Origin of the sequence: Roseibium hamelinense (genome assembly GCF_007830545.1) — a bacterium.
Lineage (GTDB): Bacteria > Pseudomonadota > Alphaproteobacteria > Rhizobiales > Stappiaceae > Roseibium > Roseibium hamelinense.
Window position 1 is genome coordinate 90,817 of record NZ_VLLF01000010.1, and the last position, 18,436, is coordinate 109,252.

An 18,436-nucleotide genomic window follows, 5' to 3' on the forward strand; every position below is an offset into this window, starting at 1 on the left:
TAGAATGTCCGACAAGTCGATTTACGAAAACCTCACTCAGCTCGGCTCCGCAACCGATCTGCCGCTTTCACCGGAAGACGCTGTTCTGGAAAAGGTGCCCAACCCTCAGGCTGGCACTGGTTACATGGTGCGGTTTGTAGCGCCCGAATTTACTTCGCTGTGTCCGCTGACCGGCGCCCCGGACTTTGCCCACTTGGTCATAGACTATGTGCCGAAGGATTTCCTGGTTGAAAGCAAGTCCTTAAAGCTGTTTCTCGGATCGTTCCGCAATCACGGCGCGTTTCACGAGGATTGCACAGTGTCTATTGCAAAGCGGCTCATCGATCTTCTCGAACCGCAATGGCTTCGCATCGGTGGGTACTGGTACCCGCGCGGCGGCATCCCGATTGATGTGTTTTATCAAACCGGCGCGGCACCGGAAGGGGTATGGATCCCGGAGCAGGGTGTCCAACCCTATCGGGGCCGCGGCTGATCCCGATCAGCTCAGCACGACAACCTTGGCGCCGAGCTCGACCCGTTTGTAAAGGTCGATAATGTCCTGCTGCCACATGCGGATACAGCCGCTGGAAGCATTTGTACCAATACTGGACGGCTGGTTGGTACCGTGGATACGGTAGAGCGTGTCCTTGTTATTCTGCCAAAGATAAAGCCCGCGCGCACCAATCGGATTGCTGGGACCGCCATCTTGTCCGTCACGGTACTTTTCGAGATGCGGTTCTCGTTCGATCATTTCATCGGGCGGGAACCATTTTGGCCATTCCCGCTTGAAGCGGATTTCAGCTTCCCCGTTCCAGGCAAAGCCGGCCCGGCCAACGCCAATACCGTAACGGATCGCCCGTCCTCCTGGCTGGATCAGGTAGAGAAACTTTTTGCGCGGATCCACCACAACCGTGCCGACGGGATAGCGGGACGGGTAGAAAACGGTCTGGCGAAGGTATTGGGGATCGAAATTTTGATAATCGATGCCCGGCAGGTTGAACCCGCCGTCGCGCACGGGAGCGTATGCACTCGCGTAATTAGGTGTTCCGTCAGATCGCGGCGTCAAGCCTGCCTGAACCACACTGCTTTGTTTGCTTTGGCAGGCAGCCAGCGCAAGTGGTAGCCCGATCACCACCGCCCGGCGGCTAAATGTCTTTAGCATAATGGACCCATTCCCCTTCAAACAGCGGCGATTCGTGCCCGGCGCCTGGACGCACCGGGAACCGGCATTGCAAATAAAGCAACAAGATTATGGTTAACCTTACGTGAATTTTAAAAATGCGTGCCGTCACAGTGGCGTGAGGGGTGGTGTCCTCGTTTTCATGGATAGTCTTGCGCCAGCGCCGAACTACACCCACTGGTAGAATTTTACGCTTTGTTAAGGACCGCCCCGCATTGATAGAAGATCAAAAAAGCACACGCAAGGCGCTGGCCAATGTCTGTCTTTTCGATCATTCAACGTGCGGAACAGCAGCAGTTTGCTCTTCAAATGAAGGGCAAGAGTCTTCCGTCAGCCCGCACGCTGCCAGCAGACAAAACCGAAGAGCGCGACGAAAAAGCAGCGGACAAGACGAAACAACTGGCCGAGACGCTGGTAGCGACAACATCATCCAGCAACACCGGCGGCGGCAACGCTTCTCAGAACAGCAAAGACGCCGACATCCTCAAGGATTTCAAGGATGCGGTGGATCTCAACAGCACCTTGTCCAGGGCAGTTAAAGATGGTGCGGACGCTGAGCGCCAGTTGCGGATCGAGCGCCTCACCCAGCAGATCGAGCGCATGAAGGAGATGCTGAAATTCGTGACGCCGGAAAAAGCGGAAAAAATGCTGAAGGAACTGCAGCAACTGGCCAAAACCTTCCGCACCGCATCGATTGAGTTGAGAAAGGCAGCTGAGAAGATCGGCCCTGACCTCCCCAACGCTGCTGTCGATGTCGCGGCAGACGCCACTGCACTTGCGCTCACCAATCCACAACAGGCACAGGCTGATCTTCTAGACACCGTTTCGAAGATCACCGACACGCTGCTTGCCAGATTGCAGGGTCCCGCCACAACGCCCGCTTCTCTTGACCTATCCCCGGCAGGAGAACAGCGTGTTAAGACGATTAAAACGCCAGCCAGCCGGGCAGAGAGCGGACATGAGGCATTTGTCTCAACCCAACCCTCAGCGAAAACCAGTCCGGTCTATTCCGGGCAGGACAAAGCTGGAAACGAAAAAGCTGTCAGTCAGCCGCTTGCGGCCAGTCGTGAGGATAGCCTGCCGGTGATTACCGGCTTTGCAGGGGTTATGACAGAATTACAGGGCGCGGTGCAGCGCGCCAATGATGCGGCTTTCAACACAGCTGCGGTCTACGCCTACGCTGATCTTCAGCACCAATCCGACACCCTGTACCGGCAAGGCCGCAAGGAAACCATGCGCGCCGAACACGAGCAACTGACCAAGATTTTCGAAGAATTGAAAATGCTCGCAAAATCCCTTGAGGCATTGGTCGACATGGAAGACGAGGAAAACCGCGAACGCATGCTCGATGTACTCGTCAAGCTGCTTGAGGGGTTCACTGTCCTGGATGACGACGACCTGAAACAATTCCTCGGCGTTGGCGAGCACACCCCACTAGCAGCCGACGGTGCGGAAAACGGCACCCGGACAATAAGCTCCAGCATGGTTGTGAGCAGCGTGTCGGTGGAAACGTCGGTCTCCATCACCATTTCCACTTCTGGCGCAGCCGAAGCCCCTACCCCCGCCTTAGGCGCCGGCATTGTGGCCTAACCGCATTTCCAATTATCTCAGCGGCTTTACGCATGCCGGTGGAACGATCGCTGAACCGGCTATATTAACTGCCTAACGAAGCTCTCTGGGAGATGCCATGAGCCTCCCGCGCCTTGGTTACATAGGCCAGGTTCTTTTCCGCCCAGCGCTTGATTGCATGAATGAGAGGCAACAAGCTCGTTCCTTTTTCGGCGAGCTGATACTCAACCCTCAGCGGCATTTCATCAAAAGCCTTGCGAAGGACCAAGCCATCGGCTTCCAGATTGCGGAGGGCCTGCGACAACATTTTTTGCGAAACACCCTCGATCTTCCTTTGCAGCGCACCGAACCGCATCGGGCCGTCTTGAAGCGCGAATACTTTCTGACATTCGACGTTCAAAGCGCAGCGCCGCGGCTCACCCTACCGTTCCTGATGATCCATGGGCCGAACGCGCTGAACCCCGCCCGGGCAGACAAGTTCTACAGCGCCGTAATAGGACAGAAACAACGCGCGGCCATCCAATCCAAAGGTCAGACAGACATCTACGATGACCCTGCGATTGTCCGGACCGCTGCTTCTCAGGCGGCGGCTTTCCTTAAAGAAGCGCTTGGCAGTTGAAGCAAGCTCTTTCCCCACTCCCCATAGACGCATAGGAGAAACTGATGCTCATGTTATCCCCTTTTAAAAGCCTGCTGGCTGCGGCCGGGCTAATCGCCTTTACAGCACTTGCGCAGGCTGGAGGCAGCCACGGCGACGGCCACATCTTCAAGTTCGAAGATGTCGCTTGGGAACATGCCCGTGTCGAAGGCGTCGAGATGGCCATTCTTTGGGGCAATGAAGCCGATGAGACTGCCGTTTCTGCGTTCCGCATTCAGCCTGGCGCCTCCATCCCGCCGCACACCCATACCAATGATTATTGGGGTCTGGCGGTGCAGGGCACCTGGGTTCATATCGATGCAGACGGCCAGGAAATGAGAACCGGTCAGGACGCCTATGGCCGTATCAAGGGCGGCGATCTTCACGCGGACCGTTGCGCCGGTCCTGAAGTGTGCATCAATATTCTCGACTTTGACGGCGCCCGCGACATCGCTTTCCCGGAGTGAGCGCAAGCTTATCGGCGGTAAATCCCGGCGCCTGATATCGCGCCCTGGCCAGGAATCCGTCACCGGCCGCATCGACCGGCACGAATAATCAAGCCTGTCCAGTCTGTCAGATCCGGTCTTGGATCTGGCGGACCGGCAATCCAACCAGTACCATCGCCGCCAAAGCCCCAAGATGAAAAGGCTCCGACCGGCGATGAAACTGGAATTTCACCACATCAATTTCGTGTCCGAAAATGTCGACCGCATGCACGATTTCTACACGAACGTACTTGGCCTTGACGACATCCCCCAGTCGAAATTTCCACGCACCGAGGCCACAACAAATGCGGGCTATGACGGCAAGATCCGCTTTGCCACCGATGGCGGGATGCAAATGCATCTGGCGGAACGGGCGCTGGACGTTGCGTTCAAGAACGGTCAGGTGATCAACCCAGTCGACCGCGGCCATATCGCCTTCCGCACGGATGATATCGCCGCCTTTCTCAAACTCCTGAACGAGCGCGGCATCCCCTATTCCGACTATGGCACCGCCTTTGCCAAGGAATGGCACCAGGTTTTTTTCCACGATCCGGAAGGCAATGTCATCGAGGTGCACCAGCAGGTAAGCTGATGCAGGCTTTTGGAACCGCGACCTCGCGCTCTAAGCGTCCATACCGCACGGTATTAACACCAAATGAGCCTTAATCCCCGCACATCTCCGCTTCGCGGGGCAGGGATGACATCTTGCAGAAACCAACGCATAGGGATCGACCGGAAAGGGTACAAACCCCGCCGCACCCCGGATTGTCATCCCGGGCAAACACTGCGCAGATCCGAAGTCCAAACCGTTCCAGTTCAACACGGCCAGCGGGAATGGGGGTGCGAACAAGTCAATTCTCACTCCAAATCTGTAGATGTGCGGGCACTGTTCGACCCACCCTGACAAATTGATTGCAAATCAAAAACACACCTGGAGACTGTCGCCATCAACTCATTCCGGCGAAGAAATATCAGATAACGAAATCTACACAGAGCACAAACAACCCACAATAAATTGCAACTCACTAGGAAATATCCAAATTTTGGATACAAATATATAGCAATAATGATTGAATCTTCTTTCTCAATTATCAGTTACTCTAATAGTACTAATGGATAATTGGTAATTCATATATTCTGCAATGCAATTTTTTCAAAGATTCACCGGCACTGCGTTTTCTAAGCAATCCCCGGTAATCTGACAATTCAACGATACGGATTGCGCGGAGCCCACCAGCAAATAGCGGCGCTGTCCGCGGCCGTTGGCGTGGCTTCTCCCAGAGATGATATACGGTGTTTTGCAAAGCCCGGACGGCTGTAGCCCCAAACGTCAAGAGTGTAGCGGCCAAACTGGATGTTGAACCTCTCTCCGCTGCGATAGCTGACACGCAACACCCCAGGTGAAAAAACCGGGCTTGCATCTTTGAAAAAGAGACGCAAACCTCCGTCCCACCGACTGGGGCAGACCTGCAGCGTTCAAAATGTCAAAGAGGACCGAAATCAGTGGCCAAGCATGTCATCCTGATCCATGGGGCCTTTGCCGGGCCCTGGAGCTTTGAAAACTATCGGCGGTTTTTCGCAGACCGCGGCTGGACGTGCCACACACCCGCCCTTCGCTTCCATGACGGCGATCCGGCAGCCGAAACCGATCCCGCTTTTGCCCAGACAAGCGTTGCCGATTACACCGATGACATAGCAAAGCTTGCCGCATCCCTCGACGAGCCACCCATTCTCCTCGGGCATGCCATTGCCGCAACGATCGCGCAACAGGTTGCCGCCCGCGGCCTTGCTTCCGGGCTGGTGCTGATCAACCCCAACGCTCCCTGGGGCCTTTTGCCCGAGACAGATGATGAACGCGCCGTTGCCAAGGCATTCATGCAGATGGGGCCGTTTTGGGAAAAACCGATGCGGGTCGACTTCGATCTGATGGCGCCCTTCGCTCTGAACAAACTGAGCGAAGCCGAACAGCATGCAGTTTTTGACCAGCTGGGCCCTGAGTCCGGCCGGGTCATGTTCGAGCTGTTTTTCTGGATGTTTGACGACACTCAGGCCACAAAAGTTGCCTTCGACCAGGTCACATGTCCGGTTCTGGTTGTATCGGGCGAAGAGGATCGGGCGGTCCGTCATCAGGTTGGCGCGTGGATCGCTGCACAATATGGCGACAAGGGCACGTTCCATGTGGCTCCGGATCACGCCCACTTCCTGTTCATGGAACCAGGATGGGAGAAGATCGCTGCTTTGTGCGCCGACTGGATGGATACGCGCGCCGCGTCCGCCGGGTCCTGAGACGGCCCGCCGAGACTGTGCAACAAACAGGATTTCCCCGGGCTTTGCTCGAGGATCCACGCCGTCCCATCAACATGACAAATTGTGCTTGGGGCGCGACCACGGAATGGATCCCATGGTCAAGCCATGGGATGACGGAGTGCGAGGCGAGCATCGATCCCGACCGGAAGCAAGGTATTCATCAAATCCGGCTCAGCAAACGCCAAAGCGGCCCTGAGGCCGCTCTGGGGTATTCCTCTCTGCTTCACCCCGTCACGAGGTTGCGCAGCACGTAGTGCAGGATGCCGCCGGCCTTGATGTATTCCAGCTCGTCCAGCGTATCGACACGGCACAGGCACTCAATGGTCTTGGTTGAGCCGTCCGCATAGGTGACCTCCACATCCATCATCTGGCGCGGCTGGATGTCGGCAATGCCCTTGATCGTCACGCTTTCCGTACCGGTAATGTTGTGCGACTGCCAGCTTTCACCGTCCTTGAAGGTCAGCGGGACGACGCCCATGCCAACAAGGTTCGAGCGGTGGATACGCTCAAAGGACTCGGCGATGACGGCGCGCACGCCCAAAAGCTTGGTGCCTTTCGCGGCCCAGTCGCGGGACGAGCCGGTGCCGTACTCTTTGCCCGCGAAGACGACCAGCGGGCGACCCGCTTCCTGGTACTCCATGCAGGCGTCATAGATCCACTTCTTCTCGCCGTCCTTCATGGTGACGCCGCCTTCAACGCCCGGCACCATCTGGTTCTTGATGCGGATGTTGGCGAAGGTGCCGCGCATCATGACCTCGTGATTGCCCCGGCGCGAGCCGTAGGAGTTGAAGTCCTTGCGCGCGACCTGATGCTCGGCCAGATATTGCCCGGCCGGGCTGTTTTCCTTGATCGCGCCGGCCGGCGAGATGTGGTCGGTGGTGATTGAATCCAGGAACAGGCCCATGACTGCCGCATTCTCGATGTCTTCAAGCGGCTTCGGCTCCATGGTCATGTCTTCGAAATAAGGCGGGTTCTGCACATAGGTGGACCCGGCCGGCCAGCCATAGGTCATGCCGCCCTCGACCTTGATTGCCTGCCAGTGCTCATCCCCCTTGAAGACGTCAGAGTACCGCTCGCGGAACATCTCTTCGGTGATGGAGGAACGGATCAGCGCGGTGATCTCTTCCGTCGTCGGCCAGAGGTCCTTCAGATAGACGGGGTTGCCGTTCCGGTCTTCGCCGAGCGAATCTTCGGCGACGTTGATGTGCATGGACCCTGCCAGCGCATAGGCGACGACCAGCGGCGGCGAGGCCAGATAGTTGGCGCGTACATCCGGGTTTACCCGGCCCTCGAAGTTGCGGTTGCCGGACAGGACCGAACAGGCCACCAAATCATTGTCGTTGATGGTCTTGGAAATCGCCGGGTCGAGCGGGCCGGAATTGCCAATGCAGGTGGTGCAGCCGTAGCCGGTCAGGTTGAAGCCCAGCGCATCCAGATCCTTCTGGACATCGGCCTTTTCGAGATAATCCGTGACCACTTGCGAGCCGGGCGCGAGCGAGGTCTTCACCCACGGCTTGACCTTCAACCCCTTTTCCAGCGCCTTGCGGGCCACCAGACCGGCACCAATCAGAACGGACGGGTTGGAGGTGTTGGTGCAAGAGGTGATCGCCGCGATCACCACATCGCCATCGGCAAGGCCATGGTCCTTGCCTTCCACCGCATAGCGCTGGTGCGCCTTGTCGAGAACGCCGGTCGCGCCCTCATCGACAAAGCGGGATTCCTGCGCTGTTTCGGGAACACTGGCCGGGCCGCCCGTGCCCTTGATCTCTTTGAGCGCCTTTGCAAATTCCGGCGCCGCATCGGACAGGGTGACCCGGTCCTGCGGGCGTTTCGGTCCGGCCAGCGACGGCACGACGGTGGAGATGTCGAGTTCGAGCGTATCGGTGAAGGCCGGCTCTTCGCCGCCATCACGGAACATACCCTGCGCCTTCGAATAAGCTTCCACCAGCGCGACCCGGTCCTTGTCGCGGCCGGTCGCTTCCAGATATTTCAGCGTGTCCGTGTCGACCGGGAAGAAGCCGCAGGTCGCGCCATATTCCGGGGCCATGTTGGCGATCGTGGCCGCATCTTCGAGAGACAGGTTATCGAGGCCCGGGCCGTAGAATTCCACGAACTTGCCGACCACGCCCTTGGCGCGCAGCATCTGTACGACTGTCAGAACCAGGTCGGTGGCGGTGATGCCCTCGTTGAGCTTGCCGGTCAGCTTGAAGCCGATGACTTCCGGGATCAGCATGGAAATCGGCTGGCCGAGCATGGCCGCTTCCGCCTCGATACCGCCGACGCCCCAACCAAGGACCGCAAGGCCGTTGACCATAGTGGTGTGGCTGTCCGTGCCGACCAGTGTGTCCGGATAGGCGATTTCCTCGCCGTTTTCCTGTTTCGTCCAGACGGTCTGGGCCAGATACTCCAGGTTCACCTGGTGGCAGATGCCGGTGCCGGGCGGCACAGCGCGGAAATTGTCAAAGGCGGACTGGCCCCAGCGCAGAAACTCGTAGCGTTCGCCGTTGCGCTCATATTCCAGTTCGACGTTTTTCTTGAAGGCATCGCCGGTGCCGAAATAGTCGACCATAACCGAGTGGTCGATGACGAGGTCGACCGGCACCTGTGGGTTCACCTTTTTGGGATCGCCCCCGAGTTTCACTGCCGCATCGCGCATGGCGGCAAGGTCAACAACAGCCGGGACGCCGGTAAAATCCTGCATTAGAACCCGGGCGGGCCGGTAGGAAATCTCGTGGGTGGATTTGCGCGTCTTCAGCCATTCGGCACAGGCGACGATATCCTCTTTGGTCACCGTCCGTCCGTCTTCAAAGCGCAACAGGTTTTCAAGCACCACTTTCAGCGAGAACGGCAATTTGGAGACACCCTCAAGACCGTTCTTCTCCGCTTCTGGGATGGAAAAATAGGTGTAGGTCTTGCCACCAGCGTTGAGCGTTGTCTTGCACTTGAAGCTGTCGAGGGACTGGGTCACGGCGCGTGGTCTCCTTCATTGGCCGGACGGTTTGGCCGCATCCTGCCAACCTCCGGTCTACACTCTGAACTGGCTTTACACTGAGCAAAGCCGTTTATACCGCCATCGGCTCCGCATTGGACATAAACAGAGCCTCTCCCCCATTCATACCCCTGCGAATTCGCGGGATGTTGTACGAAATTCTGGCTATAATCGCCAGACATCTCAATGTGATGTAAGTGCGCGAGGTTTACTTTTCACCCGGCAGGCCGGATTTGAACCGGGCTCGACCGAGGTAAGAGATGAACTGAAACGGTCCGGTGCGGGCCGTCGTTCAGGATGCTGAAAAAAGATTGCATACCGTTGTATACTGAATTATGTAGTGCCCAGCGAGCTTCCCCGGCGAGCCAGTAATTGTGCGGTCCGGCGCGAGAAGCTCTTCCCATCACGACATGACGCCGGGGGTCCCATGAGCCTTTACACAGATTACCTTTCCGAGATCGAAACCCGCAAAGGCCAGGGCCTGCATCCGAAGCCGATTGAAGACGGCGCATTGGTTGCCGAGCTGATCGCGCAGATCAAGGACACCGGCAACGAACATCGCGCCGACTCGCTTAAGTTTTTCATCTACAACACCTTGCCGGGCACCACGAGTGCTGCGGGTGAAAAGGCGAAGTTTCTCAAAGAGATCATTCTGGGCGAAGCCGATGTTCCGGAGATCACTCCGGCCTTCGCTTTCGAGCTGCTGTCGCACATGAAAGGCGGGCCTTCGGTCGAAGTGCTGCTGGATCTGGCGCTCGGCGAGGGCAAGGCGATTGAAAAGCAAGCCGCAGACGTTTTGAAGACGCAGGTGTTCCTCTATGAAGCCGACACGGACCGGCTGAAGGCCGCCTATGAGGCCGGCAACGAGATCGCCAAGGACATTCTGGAAAGCTACGTTCAGGCCGAGTTCTTCACCAAGCTTCCGAACATTGAAGAAGAGATCAAGGTCGTCAGCTATGTTGCCGCCGAAGGTGACATCTCGACTGACCTTCTGTCGCCGGGCAACCAGGCGCACTCGCGCTCCGACCGTGAGCTGCACGGCAAGTGCATGATTTCCGAAGCCGCTCAGAAAGAAATCGAGGCGCTGAAGCTTCAGCACCCGGACAAGCGCGTGATGCTTGTCGCCGAAAAAGGCACCATGGGTGTTGGCTCGTCCCGCATGTCCGGCGTCAACAACGTCGCGCTGTGGACCGGCAAACCGGCCAGCCCCTATGTGCCTTTTGTCAATTTCGCGCCAGTGGTTGCGGGAACCAATGGCATTTCGCCGATTTTCCTGACCACGGTTGGCGTGACCGGCGGCATCGGCATTGATCTCAAAAACTGGGTCAAGAAGCTCGGCCCGGACGGCAAACCGATCCTCAACAACGATGACAGCCCGGTTCTGGAGCAGAAATACTCCGTTGAGACCGGCACGGTTTTCAAGATCAACACCAATACCAAGAAACTCTTGAGCGAAGACGGCAGCGAAGAGCATGCCGACGTCTCATCCGCCTTCACGCCGCAAAAAGTCGAGTTCATGAAGGCCGGCAGCTCCTATGCCATCGTGTTCGGGAAAAAATTGCAGACATTTGCCGCCGAAACCCTTGGCGTCGAAGCCCCGCAGGTGTTTGCCCCGTCCAAGGAAGTCTCCCACGAAGGCCAGGGCCTGACAGCCGTTGAAAAGATCTTCAACCGCAATGCTGTCGGCTCGACGCCGGGCAAAACGCTCCATGCCGGGTCGGATGTGCGTGTCAAGGTCAACATCGTCGGGTCGCAGGACACGACCGGTCTGATGACTGCGCAGGAACTGGAAGCGATGGCGGCAACCGTCATCTCGCCGACGGTGGACGGCGCCTACCAGTCCGGCTGCCACACGGCGTCCGTGTGGGACCTTAAGGCCCAGGCGAACATCCCGAAACTCATGAAATTCATGAACAATTTCGGCCTGATCACCGCGCGCGATCCGAAGGGCGAGTACCACGCCATGACGGACGTGATCCACAAGGTGCTGAACGACATCACCGTGGATGACTGGGACATCATCATCGGCGGCGACAGCCACACCCGCATGTCCAAGGGCGTTGCCTTCGGCGCAGATTCCGGCACCGTGGCACTGGCGCTTGCGACCGGCGAAGCCACCATGCCGATCCCGGAAAGCGTCAAGGTCACCTTCAAGGGCACCATGGCCGACCACATGGACTTCCGCGATGTGGTGCACGCGACCCAGGCGCAAATGCTGAAGCAGCATGGCGACAACGTGTTCCAGGGCCGCATCATCGAGGTGCATATCGGCACGCTTTTGGCCGACCAGGCCTTCACGTTCACCGACTGGACCGCGGAAATGAAGGCCAAAGCCTCCATCTGCATCTCCAACGATGACACGCTGATCGGCTCGCTGGAGCTGGCGAAATCCCGCATCCAGACCATGATCGACAAGGGCATGGACAACGGGAATAAAGTCCTCCAGGGCCTGATCGACAAGGCCGACAAGCGCATTGCCGAAATCAAGTCCGGCGAGAAGCCGGCCCTGACGCCGGATGCGGACGCGAAATACTTCGCGGAAGTTGTCGTCGACCTCGATGAAATCAACGAGCCGATGATCGCGGACCCGGACGTCAACAACGAAGACGTCTCCCGCCGCTACACCCACGACACGATCCGCCCGGTGTCCTACTATGGCGGTGAAAAGAAGGTCGACCTTGGCTTCGTCGGCTCCTGCATGGTGCACAAGGGCGACATGAAGATTGTGGCCGGCATGCTCAAGAACCTGGAAAAGGCGCAGGGCAAGGTCGAGTTCAAGGCCCCGCTTGTGGTTGCCGCGCCGACCTACAACATCATCGACGAGTTGAAGGAAGAGGGCGACTGGGACGTTCTGCAGAAATACTCCGGCTTCGAGTTTGACGACGCGGCACCGAAGGCAACCGCGCGGACCGAGTATGAGAACATTCTCTATCTGGAGCGTCCGGGCTGTAACCTGTGCATGGGCAACCAGGAAAAGGCTGCGAAAGGCGACACGGTTCTGGCGACCTCCACACGCCTCTTCAAGGGCCGCGTCGTGGAAGATGCCGAAGACAAGAAGGGCGAGAGCCTGCTGGCCTCCACGCCGGTCGTGGTCCTGTCCGCCATCCTCGGCCGCACGCCGAGCATCGACGAGTACAAGGAAGCGGTCGAAGGCATTGACCTCACCAAGTTCGCCCCGCCGCGCCAGAAGCCGCTCGATCCAAAGTCGGTTCATTTTTAAGAGCTGACAAAGCGAGTTGAGTGGCGGCCGCTCGGCCAGCGCCTGAGATCGGGAAAGACCGGCCAGGCTCTGGTGGTGCGGCCGTCATTATTCTGTCATGCTCGGATGCGCCAAGATGCTGAAAGTTCTGAAATTTTCAGGCTGAAAACAGAAAACTGGCCTCAAAAGTAAACCAATCCGCAAGACTGTTGCCGTAACGCTCTGCCCATCAGTTATGGGAGGTTCCACGTCGCCGCCGCTTATCCGGCCGCGCAAGGAGTTTGAAGGCAGTGTTGAAGAATATATCGATCGTCAAGAAGATGCTTGGCGTTATCACCCTTTTGAGCGTTGCGTCCGCCGGCACGGCCTGGTTCGCCTATAATCAGCTCGATGCCGTCACAACGGCCTTTAACAAGGTTGGTCAATCCGAAGAAGCGGCCCGCGAGGCCATGGATCTTCGGATCGATATCGTTGCCATCAGCCGGATGACCTACCAGTTGGCAGTGGATACCGAGAACGCCTCCGAGTACCACGCCCAGAACAAACGCCGCAGCGAGGAAATGCTCGGTCGCCTGCCGAAGCTTGAAGCTGTCGCTGACCGCGAGCAAAAATCGCAACTCACTGCGATCAAAAGCGCATTGACCGCCTACTTCTCTGACATTGAAAAAATGATTCAGATGGCGGAACAGGCGCCGGAAGACGCAGCGGCGATTTCCCAAGCCCTTGATGTTGCGCTGGCCGGTCAGAAAAACGTCACTGATACGGTCAAGGCCTACAGCCAGTATTCGGCGCAGGCCATGGCCGACGAGCGGGCCCGCGCAAGTGCCGAAGCCCAATCGGCCGCCCTTAATCTGGTTGTTGCTGCAGCGCTGGCCGTTTTGTTCTGTATCGTGCTCGGCGTTTGGATTTCGCGCTACGGGATTTCCAAACCAATCGCGGATATCGTCCTCACCTTCAAGGAGATGGCGAAAGGCAATCTTGATGTCGCCATTGCGGGCACCGACCGCGCCGACGAAATCGGCGACCTTGCAAAGACCGCGCATTTTTTCAAGGAACAGGCTGAAAACAGTGCGCGCATGACCGCAGAGGCAGAAAAGCAGCAGGCGACAGCCGAAGCTGAACGCAAGCGTCAGCTGACCGAGATGGCGGGCCAATTCGAAAATGCCGTCGGCGGCATCGTCCAGTCCGTCTCAGCGGCGGCGAGTCAGTTGGAAGGCTTCTCCCGCGAAATGGCAGAGACGGCCAACCTGACCTCAGACAGGTCTTCCACCGTAGCCACGACATCTGAAGAAGCGTCGCACAATGTGGAGACGGTCGCGTCTGCTACGGAAGAATTGACCGCCTCCGTCCAGGAAATTTCAGGTCAGGTCGAGCGGTCCAATCAAATCTCCGAGGAAGCAGCCCGCGATGCGGATTCCGCGGCCGGCAAGGTTCACGGACTGTCAAGTGCCGCCCAGAAGATCGGCGATATTGTCGAGCTGATCTCTGGGATTGCTGAGCAGACCAATCTTCTCGCGCTGAACGCCACTATTGAGGCTGCACGCGCTGGCGAAGCGGGCAAAGGCTTTGCGGTCGTTGCCGCCGAGGTAAAAGAGCTGGCAACACAGACAGCCAAGGCAACCGAGGAAATTTCGGCGCAAATTGCCGGCATCCAGTCTTCGACCAACGAATCTGCCACGGCCATCAATGGCGTTGCTGAAACAATCAGCCGTGTGAAAGATATTAGCACGGCCGTTGCTGCCTCCGTTGAACAGCAGGCCGCAGCCACTCAGGAAATTGCGTCAAACATCCAGCAGGCTGCCGCCGGTACGGCCGAAGTATCAAGGTCAATCGCGACCGTTACGGAGGCCGCGGAAAAGTCGAGTTCGACCGCCAACCAGGTTTTGCAGGCTTCAGGAGATCTGGCAAAACAGGCAGAGTTCCTGCGCTCAGAACTGGATAAATTCCTGTCGACAGTTCGCGCAGCCTAAAAATAGCGTTGCATTTCGCCGCAAACACCCCGGCCCAAGCCGGGGTGTTTTTAATACAGCCGGTTTTCGCGCTTGCATTTGCGGGCCTCAGGCACCTAACAAGGGTCAGCAAGACCAACCTGGAGCCTTTCCCTGAAACTGACAGCCGACAATTTGACGATCGATCGCGGTGACCGTCGGGTGTTCACGGGACTGTCGTTTTCTGTTGGAAGCGGTGCATCGCTGCAGGTGACCGGCGCAAATGGCATCGGCAAATCTTCCTTGTTGCGCACCATTGCCGGATTGGTTTCCTTGACCGAAGGAGAGCTCACAGTCGAAGACGGGGATCCTGAGCTTACTGTCGGCGAGCACTGCCACTATTTCGGCCACCAAAACTCCAACAAGCCAGCCCTGACTGCCCTGGAAAACCTCAGTTTTTGGCGCGATTTCACTGCGCCTATGTCAAAAACGGTTTTCGACGGTTCGGCGCAGGCACCGCTGGCCGCGCTGGAAATGCTCGGGATAGGCCATACCGCCAGCATACCAGCGGCTTACTTGTCGGCCGGTCAGGGGCGCCGCCTCGCACTGGCCCGCCTTATAGTGACACCACGCCCGATCTGGCTCATGGACGAACCCACATCCGCGCTCGATACGACATCGGAAGCTCATCTCCTCTACCTCATGAACCTGCACTTGAAACGCGGCGGCATGATCATCACCGCTACGCACACCGAACTTGCCTTAAGCAAAAAACAAAAGCTTCACCTTCAAGCGGCGGAGTTGGCATGACCGGGTGGATGGGGTCGCTTTTTCGGCGCGAGTTGCGCCTTGCCGTGCGCGTTGGCGGCAGCGGACTTGTTGGCGTCCTGTTCTTCCTGGCTGTGGTAACAGTCATCCCATTCGGCGTTGGCCCGGACCTTAATCTCCTTGCCCGCATCGGCCCTGCGGTTTTGTGGATCGGCGCTCTGCTCGCGACACTGCTTGGTCTCGATCGGTTGTTTCAGGCAGACCGAGACGACGGCGCATTGGATCTGATCTTGATGTCCGGGCGGCCGACGGAATTGGTCGTTCTGGTGAAATGTGCGGCGCATTGGGTGGCAACCGGCCTTCCGCTTGTGATCGCAGCTCCAGTGCTTGCGATCTTTTTGAATCTCGAACCCGTTGCCATTGGGGCGGTTACGATCACCCTTCTCGTCGGAACGCCTGCCCTGACATTAATCGGCGCCATTGGTGCATCCCTGACCGTGACTTTGCGCCGTGGCGGCCTGCTGCTTGCTGTGCTTGTAATCCCGTTGGCGATCCCGGTGCTGATCTTCGGGGTCAGTGCGGCTGATGCCGCGGTAAATGATCCGGTACCATTCCTCACACCGTTTTCGATTCTTTGCGCGCTAACGCTGATTTCAGCCGTCGTCGGTCCCTTTGCATCTGCCGCTGCATTGCGGTTCTCGTCAGACTGACACAATGGTTTGATTGCATTTAGTGCAGGCTGCGGCTCTGTTGTCCATTGAAGACCGTGAATTGGTGATTTAGAACAATCTCATGGCAATTTGGGATTTCGCAAATCCGACGCGGTTCGTGCGTCTTGTTGATCGGACGCTTCCATGGCTGGTAACGGCCTGCGTGATCGCTTTCGGTATCGGTCTTTACAAAAGTTTCTTTATGGCGCCCGAGGATTACCAGCAAGGCGACACCGTGCGGATCATGTTCATCCATGTCCCGGCCGCGTGGCTGGCCATGATGTGTTATTCGGTCATGGCATTGTCGTCGCTGGGGACGCTGGTGTGGAAGCACCCGCTCGCGGACGTATCCGCCAAGGCGGCCGCTCCACTTGGTGCTGCGTTCACTTTTATTTCGCTCATCACCGGCTCACTCTGGGGAAAACCGATGTGGGGCACTTACTGGGTGTGGGATGCGCGGCTGACATCCGTTTTGGTGCTGTTCATCATGTATCTCGGCCTCATGGCCCTTTGGCGTACCATGGAAGACCCGATCAAGGCCGGAAAAGCCGCTGCCGTTTTGACTCTCGTTGGAGCGCTTAACCTGCCGATCATCAAATTTTCCGTAGACTGGTGGAACACGCTCCACCAGCCGGCAAGCGTCATCCGCATGGACGGGCCGACCATTCATCCAGACATCCTGGTGCCGCTGCTGGTCATGGCTCTTGCCTTCACCCTACTCTTTTTCACGTTGCATCTGATGGCGATGCGCAATGAGGTGATGCGTCGTCGTGTCCGGGCCATGCGATTGAAAGCAGCGGCTGGCCCACGGGCAGCGAGCGCCACGGCAGCACCGCAACCGGCCGAATGACGATGAATCCATTTGACCTTGGCCCGCACGCGGGCTTTATCATCGCCTCCTATGTGACGACGTTTGGGATCGTAGCAGGGCTCATCCTTTGGGTACTGATCGACCGGGCGAAACAAAAATCCGACCTTGCGGACCTTGAAGCGCAGGGCATCAAACGAAGCGCCGCCACGTCCCAAGACCCTGCGAGCGAGGAGACTTCCGGCTAACCATGAGCGAGAACACCTCCACCGCACCACAGCCGGAATCTGGAAAGCCCCGGCGCCGAATTCCAGTCCTTATTCTGTTGCCATTGGTTATTTTTGGCGCGCTCGCAGGTTTGTTTTTGTTTCAACTGACCTTGGGGAATGATCCAAGCCAGATCCCTTCGGTGTTGATTGGAAAAGAAGCGCCGGACCAGAGCCTGCCGCCGGTGGAAGGCCTAACACTTGAGGGCAAAGTTATGCCCGGTTTCTCAAAGCAGGATCTGCTGGGCAAGGTATCGGTTGTCAATGTATTTGCCTCGTGGTGCGCGCCCTGTCGGCAGGAACACCCGCTACTGGAGGAGCTGGCGAAGATCGACGGCATCCAGATGATCGGCATAAACTACAAGGACAATCCGGAAAACGCCCGGCGCTTTCTCGGCAGCCTCGGCAATCCTTATGATCGTGTGGGTGCAGACAACACTGGGCGTGCGGCGATTGATTGGGGGGTCTATGGCGTACCCGAAACCTTTATCGTTGGCCCTGAAGGAACGATCCGCTACAAATTCATTGGCCCTCTGAGCCCGGACAGTTACCAAACAGTCTTCTTGCCTGAACTTTCCAAAGTCCGCGATAGTGCTCCAGACTAACAAATGTCCTGAGACATCGTTAAACACCGCCATCGTTCGCTGAAACGTGAAAAGCAATCATCCACACGTGTGTCACCAGCTCGTGACTCGCGCTTCATCCAGCTTTTCGCTAGTTTACCGCCATGATTACCTACCAAGAAATACGTATATCGTGGAAAAAGCGCGCGGCTCGGATCCACTTGCCGCTCCTTGTCTTCGCATCAGCTGCGATCACGGTGCTAGCTGGCCCTGCACTCGCACAAGAGCGGCCAAAAGTCGTGGCTGAATTATTTACCAGCCAAGGATGTTCCTCCTGCCCGCCGGCGGACAAACTGCTGAAGGAGCTGGCGACCGACAGCGATATTCTGGCATTAACGCTCAACGTAGACTACTGGGACTATCTCGGCTGGAAAGACACGCTCGGCGAGCCGGCGCATTCAGAGCGACAACGGCTCTATGCTGCGCGCCGCGGAGACCGCTCAGTCTACACGCCGCAAATCGTGGTCAACGGCAATGAACATGTGGTTGGCAGCCGAAAAGGCGATGTGATGAGCGCGCTCAAGCGGGCGGATCCGTTCTCGGCAACTGTTGAAGTCTCCATGACTGATATGGGTCTTAAAACGACTGTCGATGGCACCTTGCCGGAAGGCACAAAGATGGCAACAGTCTTTTTTCTGCGAATCCGCGAATCCGAACAAGTTGACATAGGCCGCGGGGAAAATACCGGTCGGCAGATAACCTACGTCAATATCGCTCAGCCGGTACAGCCAATCGGAATGTGGTCCGGAGGAAAGGCGACCTTCCGTATGCCAAAGTCCGAAATGGTGAAAAACGGTGCAACGCGATGTGCTGTCCTGATCCAACTGGAAGACGAGACGGGACCGGGACGGATCATTGGTGCCGGGGTGATGCAATGGGATGCCAAGTCCTAATCCGCCCCACAAAACAGGTGATGGCATTCCGCTTTCGCTTGCCTGAGCTGTGAAAACTGCTAGGGGTTTGGCCGGGCGCCAGACCGAAGGCGCGG

Annotated in this window: 17 protein-coding genes; 14 read left to right on the forward strand and 3 right to left on the reverse strand. The window is 57.5% G+C overall.

The window, feature by feature from the left end; genetic code table 11:
* Positions 1–4 precede the first annotated feature (4 nt).
* Complete coding sequence (gene queF / locus JM93_RS18495) at positions 5–472, forward strand: preQ(1) synthase (RefSeq protein WP_145346442.1); 468 nt, start codon at positions 5–7, stop codon at positions 470–472.
* 6 nt (positions 473–478) lie between these two features.
* Here queF and JM93_RS18500 read toward each other — a convergent pair whose 3' ends face one another.
* Positions 479–1,141, reverse strand: a complete 663-nt coding sequence (locus JM93_RS18500; RefSeq protein ID WP_145346444.1) for a L,D-transpeptidase — start codon at positions 1,139–1,141, stop codon at positions 479–481.
* A gap of 273 nt (positions 1,142–1,414) precedes the next feature.
* On the opposite strand from JM93_RS18500, the gene JM93_RS18505 reads away from it, so the two are divergent.
* A complete protein-coding gene (locus JM93_RS18505; protein WP_145346446.1) occupies positions 1,415–2,749 on the forward strand; it encodes a hypothetical protein in 1,335 nt (444 codons plus the stop codon).
* Between the two features lie 64 nt (positions 2,750–2,813).
* Here JM93_RS18505 and JM93_RS18510 read toward each other — a convergent pair whose 3' ends face one another.
* Positions 2,814–3,083: a winged helix-turn-helix transcriptional regulator gene (locus tag JM93_RS18510; RefSeq protein ID WP_145346448.1), complete on the reverse strand. Its 270-nt coding sequence runs from the start codon at positions 3,081–3,083 to the stop codon at positions 2,814–2,816.
* A gap of 9 nt (positions 3,084–3,092) precedes the next feature.
* Here JM93_RS18510 and JM93_RS18515 point away from each other — a divergent pair, with 9 nt between their 5' ends.
* The 4 genes from JM93_RS18515 (at position 3,093) to JM93_RS18530 (ending at position 6,136) form a co-directional block, all read left to right on the forward strand.
* Positions 3,093–3,347: a hypothetical protein gene (locus tag JM93_RS18515; protein WP_145346450.1), complete on the forward strand. Its 255-nt coding sequence runs from the start codon at positions 3,093–3,095 to the stop codon at positions 3,345–3,347.
* A 44-nt stretch (positions 3,348–3,391) separates the two neighbouring features.
* Positions 3,392–3,832, forward strand: a complete 441-nt coding sequence (locus tag JM93_RS18520; RefSeq protein ID WP_145346452.1) for a cupin domain-containing protein — start codon at positions 3,392–3,394, stop codon at positions 3,830–3,832.
* A gap of 193 nt (positions 3,833–4,025) precedes the next feature.
* Positions 4,026–4,442, forward strand: coding sequence for a VOC family protein (locus JM93_RS18525; protein WP_145346454.1), 417 nt, complete (start codon positions 4,026–4,028; stop codon positions 4,440–4,442).
* Between the two features lie 911 nt (positions 4,443–5,353).
* Positions 5,354–6,136, forward strand: a complete 783-nt coding sequence (locus JM93_RS18530; protein WP_145346456.1) for an alpha/beta hydrolase — start codon at positions 5,354–5,356, stop codon at positions 6,134–6,136.
* 244 nt (positions 6,137–6,380) lie between these two features.
* On the opposite strand, the gene acnA is transcribed toward JM93_RS18530, so the two are convergent.
* The gene (gene acnA, locus JM93_RS18535; protein WP_145346458.1) at positions 6,381–9,125 is read right to left on the reverse strand and encodes an aconitate hydratase AcnA; all 2,745 of its coding nucleotides are present in this window, start codon (positions 9,123–9,125) and stop codon (positions 6,381–6,383) included.
* Between the two features lie 448 nt (positions 9,126–9,573).
* Between acnA and JM93_RS18540 the strand changes: the two genes are divergently transcribed.
* The 8 genes from JM93_RS18540 (at position 9,574) to JM93_RS18575 (ending at position 18,341) form a co-directional block, all read left to right on the forward strand.
* Positions 9,574–12,366 (forward strand): bifunctional aconitate hydratase 2/2-methylisocitrate dehydratase, encoded by a 2,793-nt coding sequence (locus JM93_RS18540; protein ID WP_145346460.1) that lies wholly within the window; start codon positions 9,574–9,576, stop codon positions 12,364–12,366.
* A 269-nt stretch (positions 12,367–12,635) separates the two neighbouring features.
* Positions 12,636–14,315, forward strand: coding sequence for a methyl-accepting chemotaxis protein (locus JM93_RS18545; RefSeq protein WP_208995312.1), 1,680 nt, complete (start codon positions 12,636–12,638; stop codon positions 14,313–14,315).
* A gap of 138 nt (positions 14,316–14,453) precedes the next feature.
* Positions 14,454–15,083, forward strand: coding sequence for a heme ABC exporter ATP-binding protein CcmA (gene ccmA / locus JM93_RS18550; protein ID WP_341873644.1), 630 nt, complete (start codon positions 14,454–14,456; stop codon positions 15,081–15,083).
* An 8-nt stretch (positions 15,084–15,091) separates the two neighbouring features.
* Positions 15,092–15,751, forward strand: a complete 660-nt coding sequence (gene ccmB / locus JM93_RS18555; protein WP_170230750.1) for a heme exporter protein CcmB — start codon at positions 15,092–15,094, stop codon at positions 15,749–15,751.
* Positions 15,752–15,833: 82 nt separating this feature from the next.
* Positions 15,834–16,601, forward strand: coding sequence for a heme ABC transporter permease (locus JM93_RS18560; protein ID WP_145346465.1), 768 nt, complete (start codon positions 15,834–15,836; stop codon positions 16,599–16,601).
* Positions 16,598–16,807, forward strand: a complete 210-nt coding sequence (gene ccmD, locus JM93_RS18565) for a heme exporter protein CcmD (RefSeq protein ID WP_341873642.1) — start codon at positions 16,598–16,600, stop codon at positions 16,805–16,807. The genes JM93_RS18560 and ccmD overlap by 4 nt, the downstream gene beginning before the upstream one ends.
* A gap of 2 nt (positions 16,808–16,809) precedes the next feature.
* Positions 16,810–17,430, forward strand: a complete 621-nt coding sequence (locus JM93_RS18570; protein ID WP_145346467.1) for a DsbE family thiol:disulfide interchange protein — start codon at positions 16,810–16,812, stop codon at positions 17,428–17,430.
* A gap of 257 nt (positions 17,431–17,687) precedes the next feature.
* Positions 17,688–18,341, forward strand: a complete 654-nt coding sequence (locus JM93_RS18575) for a DUF1223 domain-containing protein (protein WP_208995314.1) — start codon at positions 17,688–17,690, stop codon at positions 18,339–18,341.
* Positions 18,342–18,436 lie beyond the last annotated feature (95 nt).

Excerpts from the sequence above, each read along its gene's own strand:
- queF (WP_145346442.1), top strand. The coding sequence starts at position 5 with ATGTCCGACAAGTCGATTTACGAAAACCTCACTCAGCTCGGCTCCGCA.
- JM93_RS18500 (WP_145346444.1), bottom strand. The coding sequence starts at position 1,141 with ATGCTAAAGACATTTAGCCGCCGGGCGGTGGTGATCGGGCTACCACTT.
- JM93_RS18505 (WP_145346446.1), top strand. The coding sequence starts at position 1,415 with ATGTCTGTCTTTTCGATCATTCAACGTGCGGAACAGCAGCAGTTTGCT.
- JM93_RS18510 (WP_145346448.1), bottom strand. The coding sequence starts at position 3,083 with ATGCGGTTCGGTGCGCTGCAAAGGAAGATCGAGGGTGTTTCGCAAAAA.
- JM93_RS18520 (WP_145346452.1), top strand. The coding sequence starts at position 3,392 with ATGCTCATGTTATCCCCTTTTAAAAGCCTGCTGGCTGCGGCCGGGCTA.
- JM93_RS18525 (WP_145346454.1), top strand. The coding sequence starts at position 4,026 with ATGAAACTGGAATTTCACCACATCAATTTCGTGTCCGAAAATGTCGAC.
- JM93_RS18540 (WP_145346460.1), top strand. The coding sequence starts at position 9,574 with ATGAGCCTTTACACAGATTACCTTTCCGAGATCGAAACCCGCAAAGGC.
- ccmB (WP_170230750.1), top strand. The coding sequence starts at position 15,092 with ATGGGGTCGCTTTTTCGGCGCGAGTTGCGCCTTGCCGTGCGCGTTGGC.
- JM93_RS18560 (WP_145346465.1), top strand. The coding sequence starts at position 15,834 with ATGGCAATTTGGGATTTCGCAAATCCGACGCGGTTCGTGCGTCTTGTT.
- ccmD (WP_341873642.1), top strand. The coding sequence starts at position 16,598 with ATGACGATGAATCCATTTGACCTTGGCCCGCACGCGGGCTTTATCATC.
- JM93_RS18570 (WP_145346467.1), top strand. The coding sequence starts at position 16,810 with ATGAGCGAGAACACCTCCACCGCACCACAGCCGGAATCTGGAAAGCCC.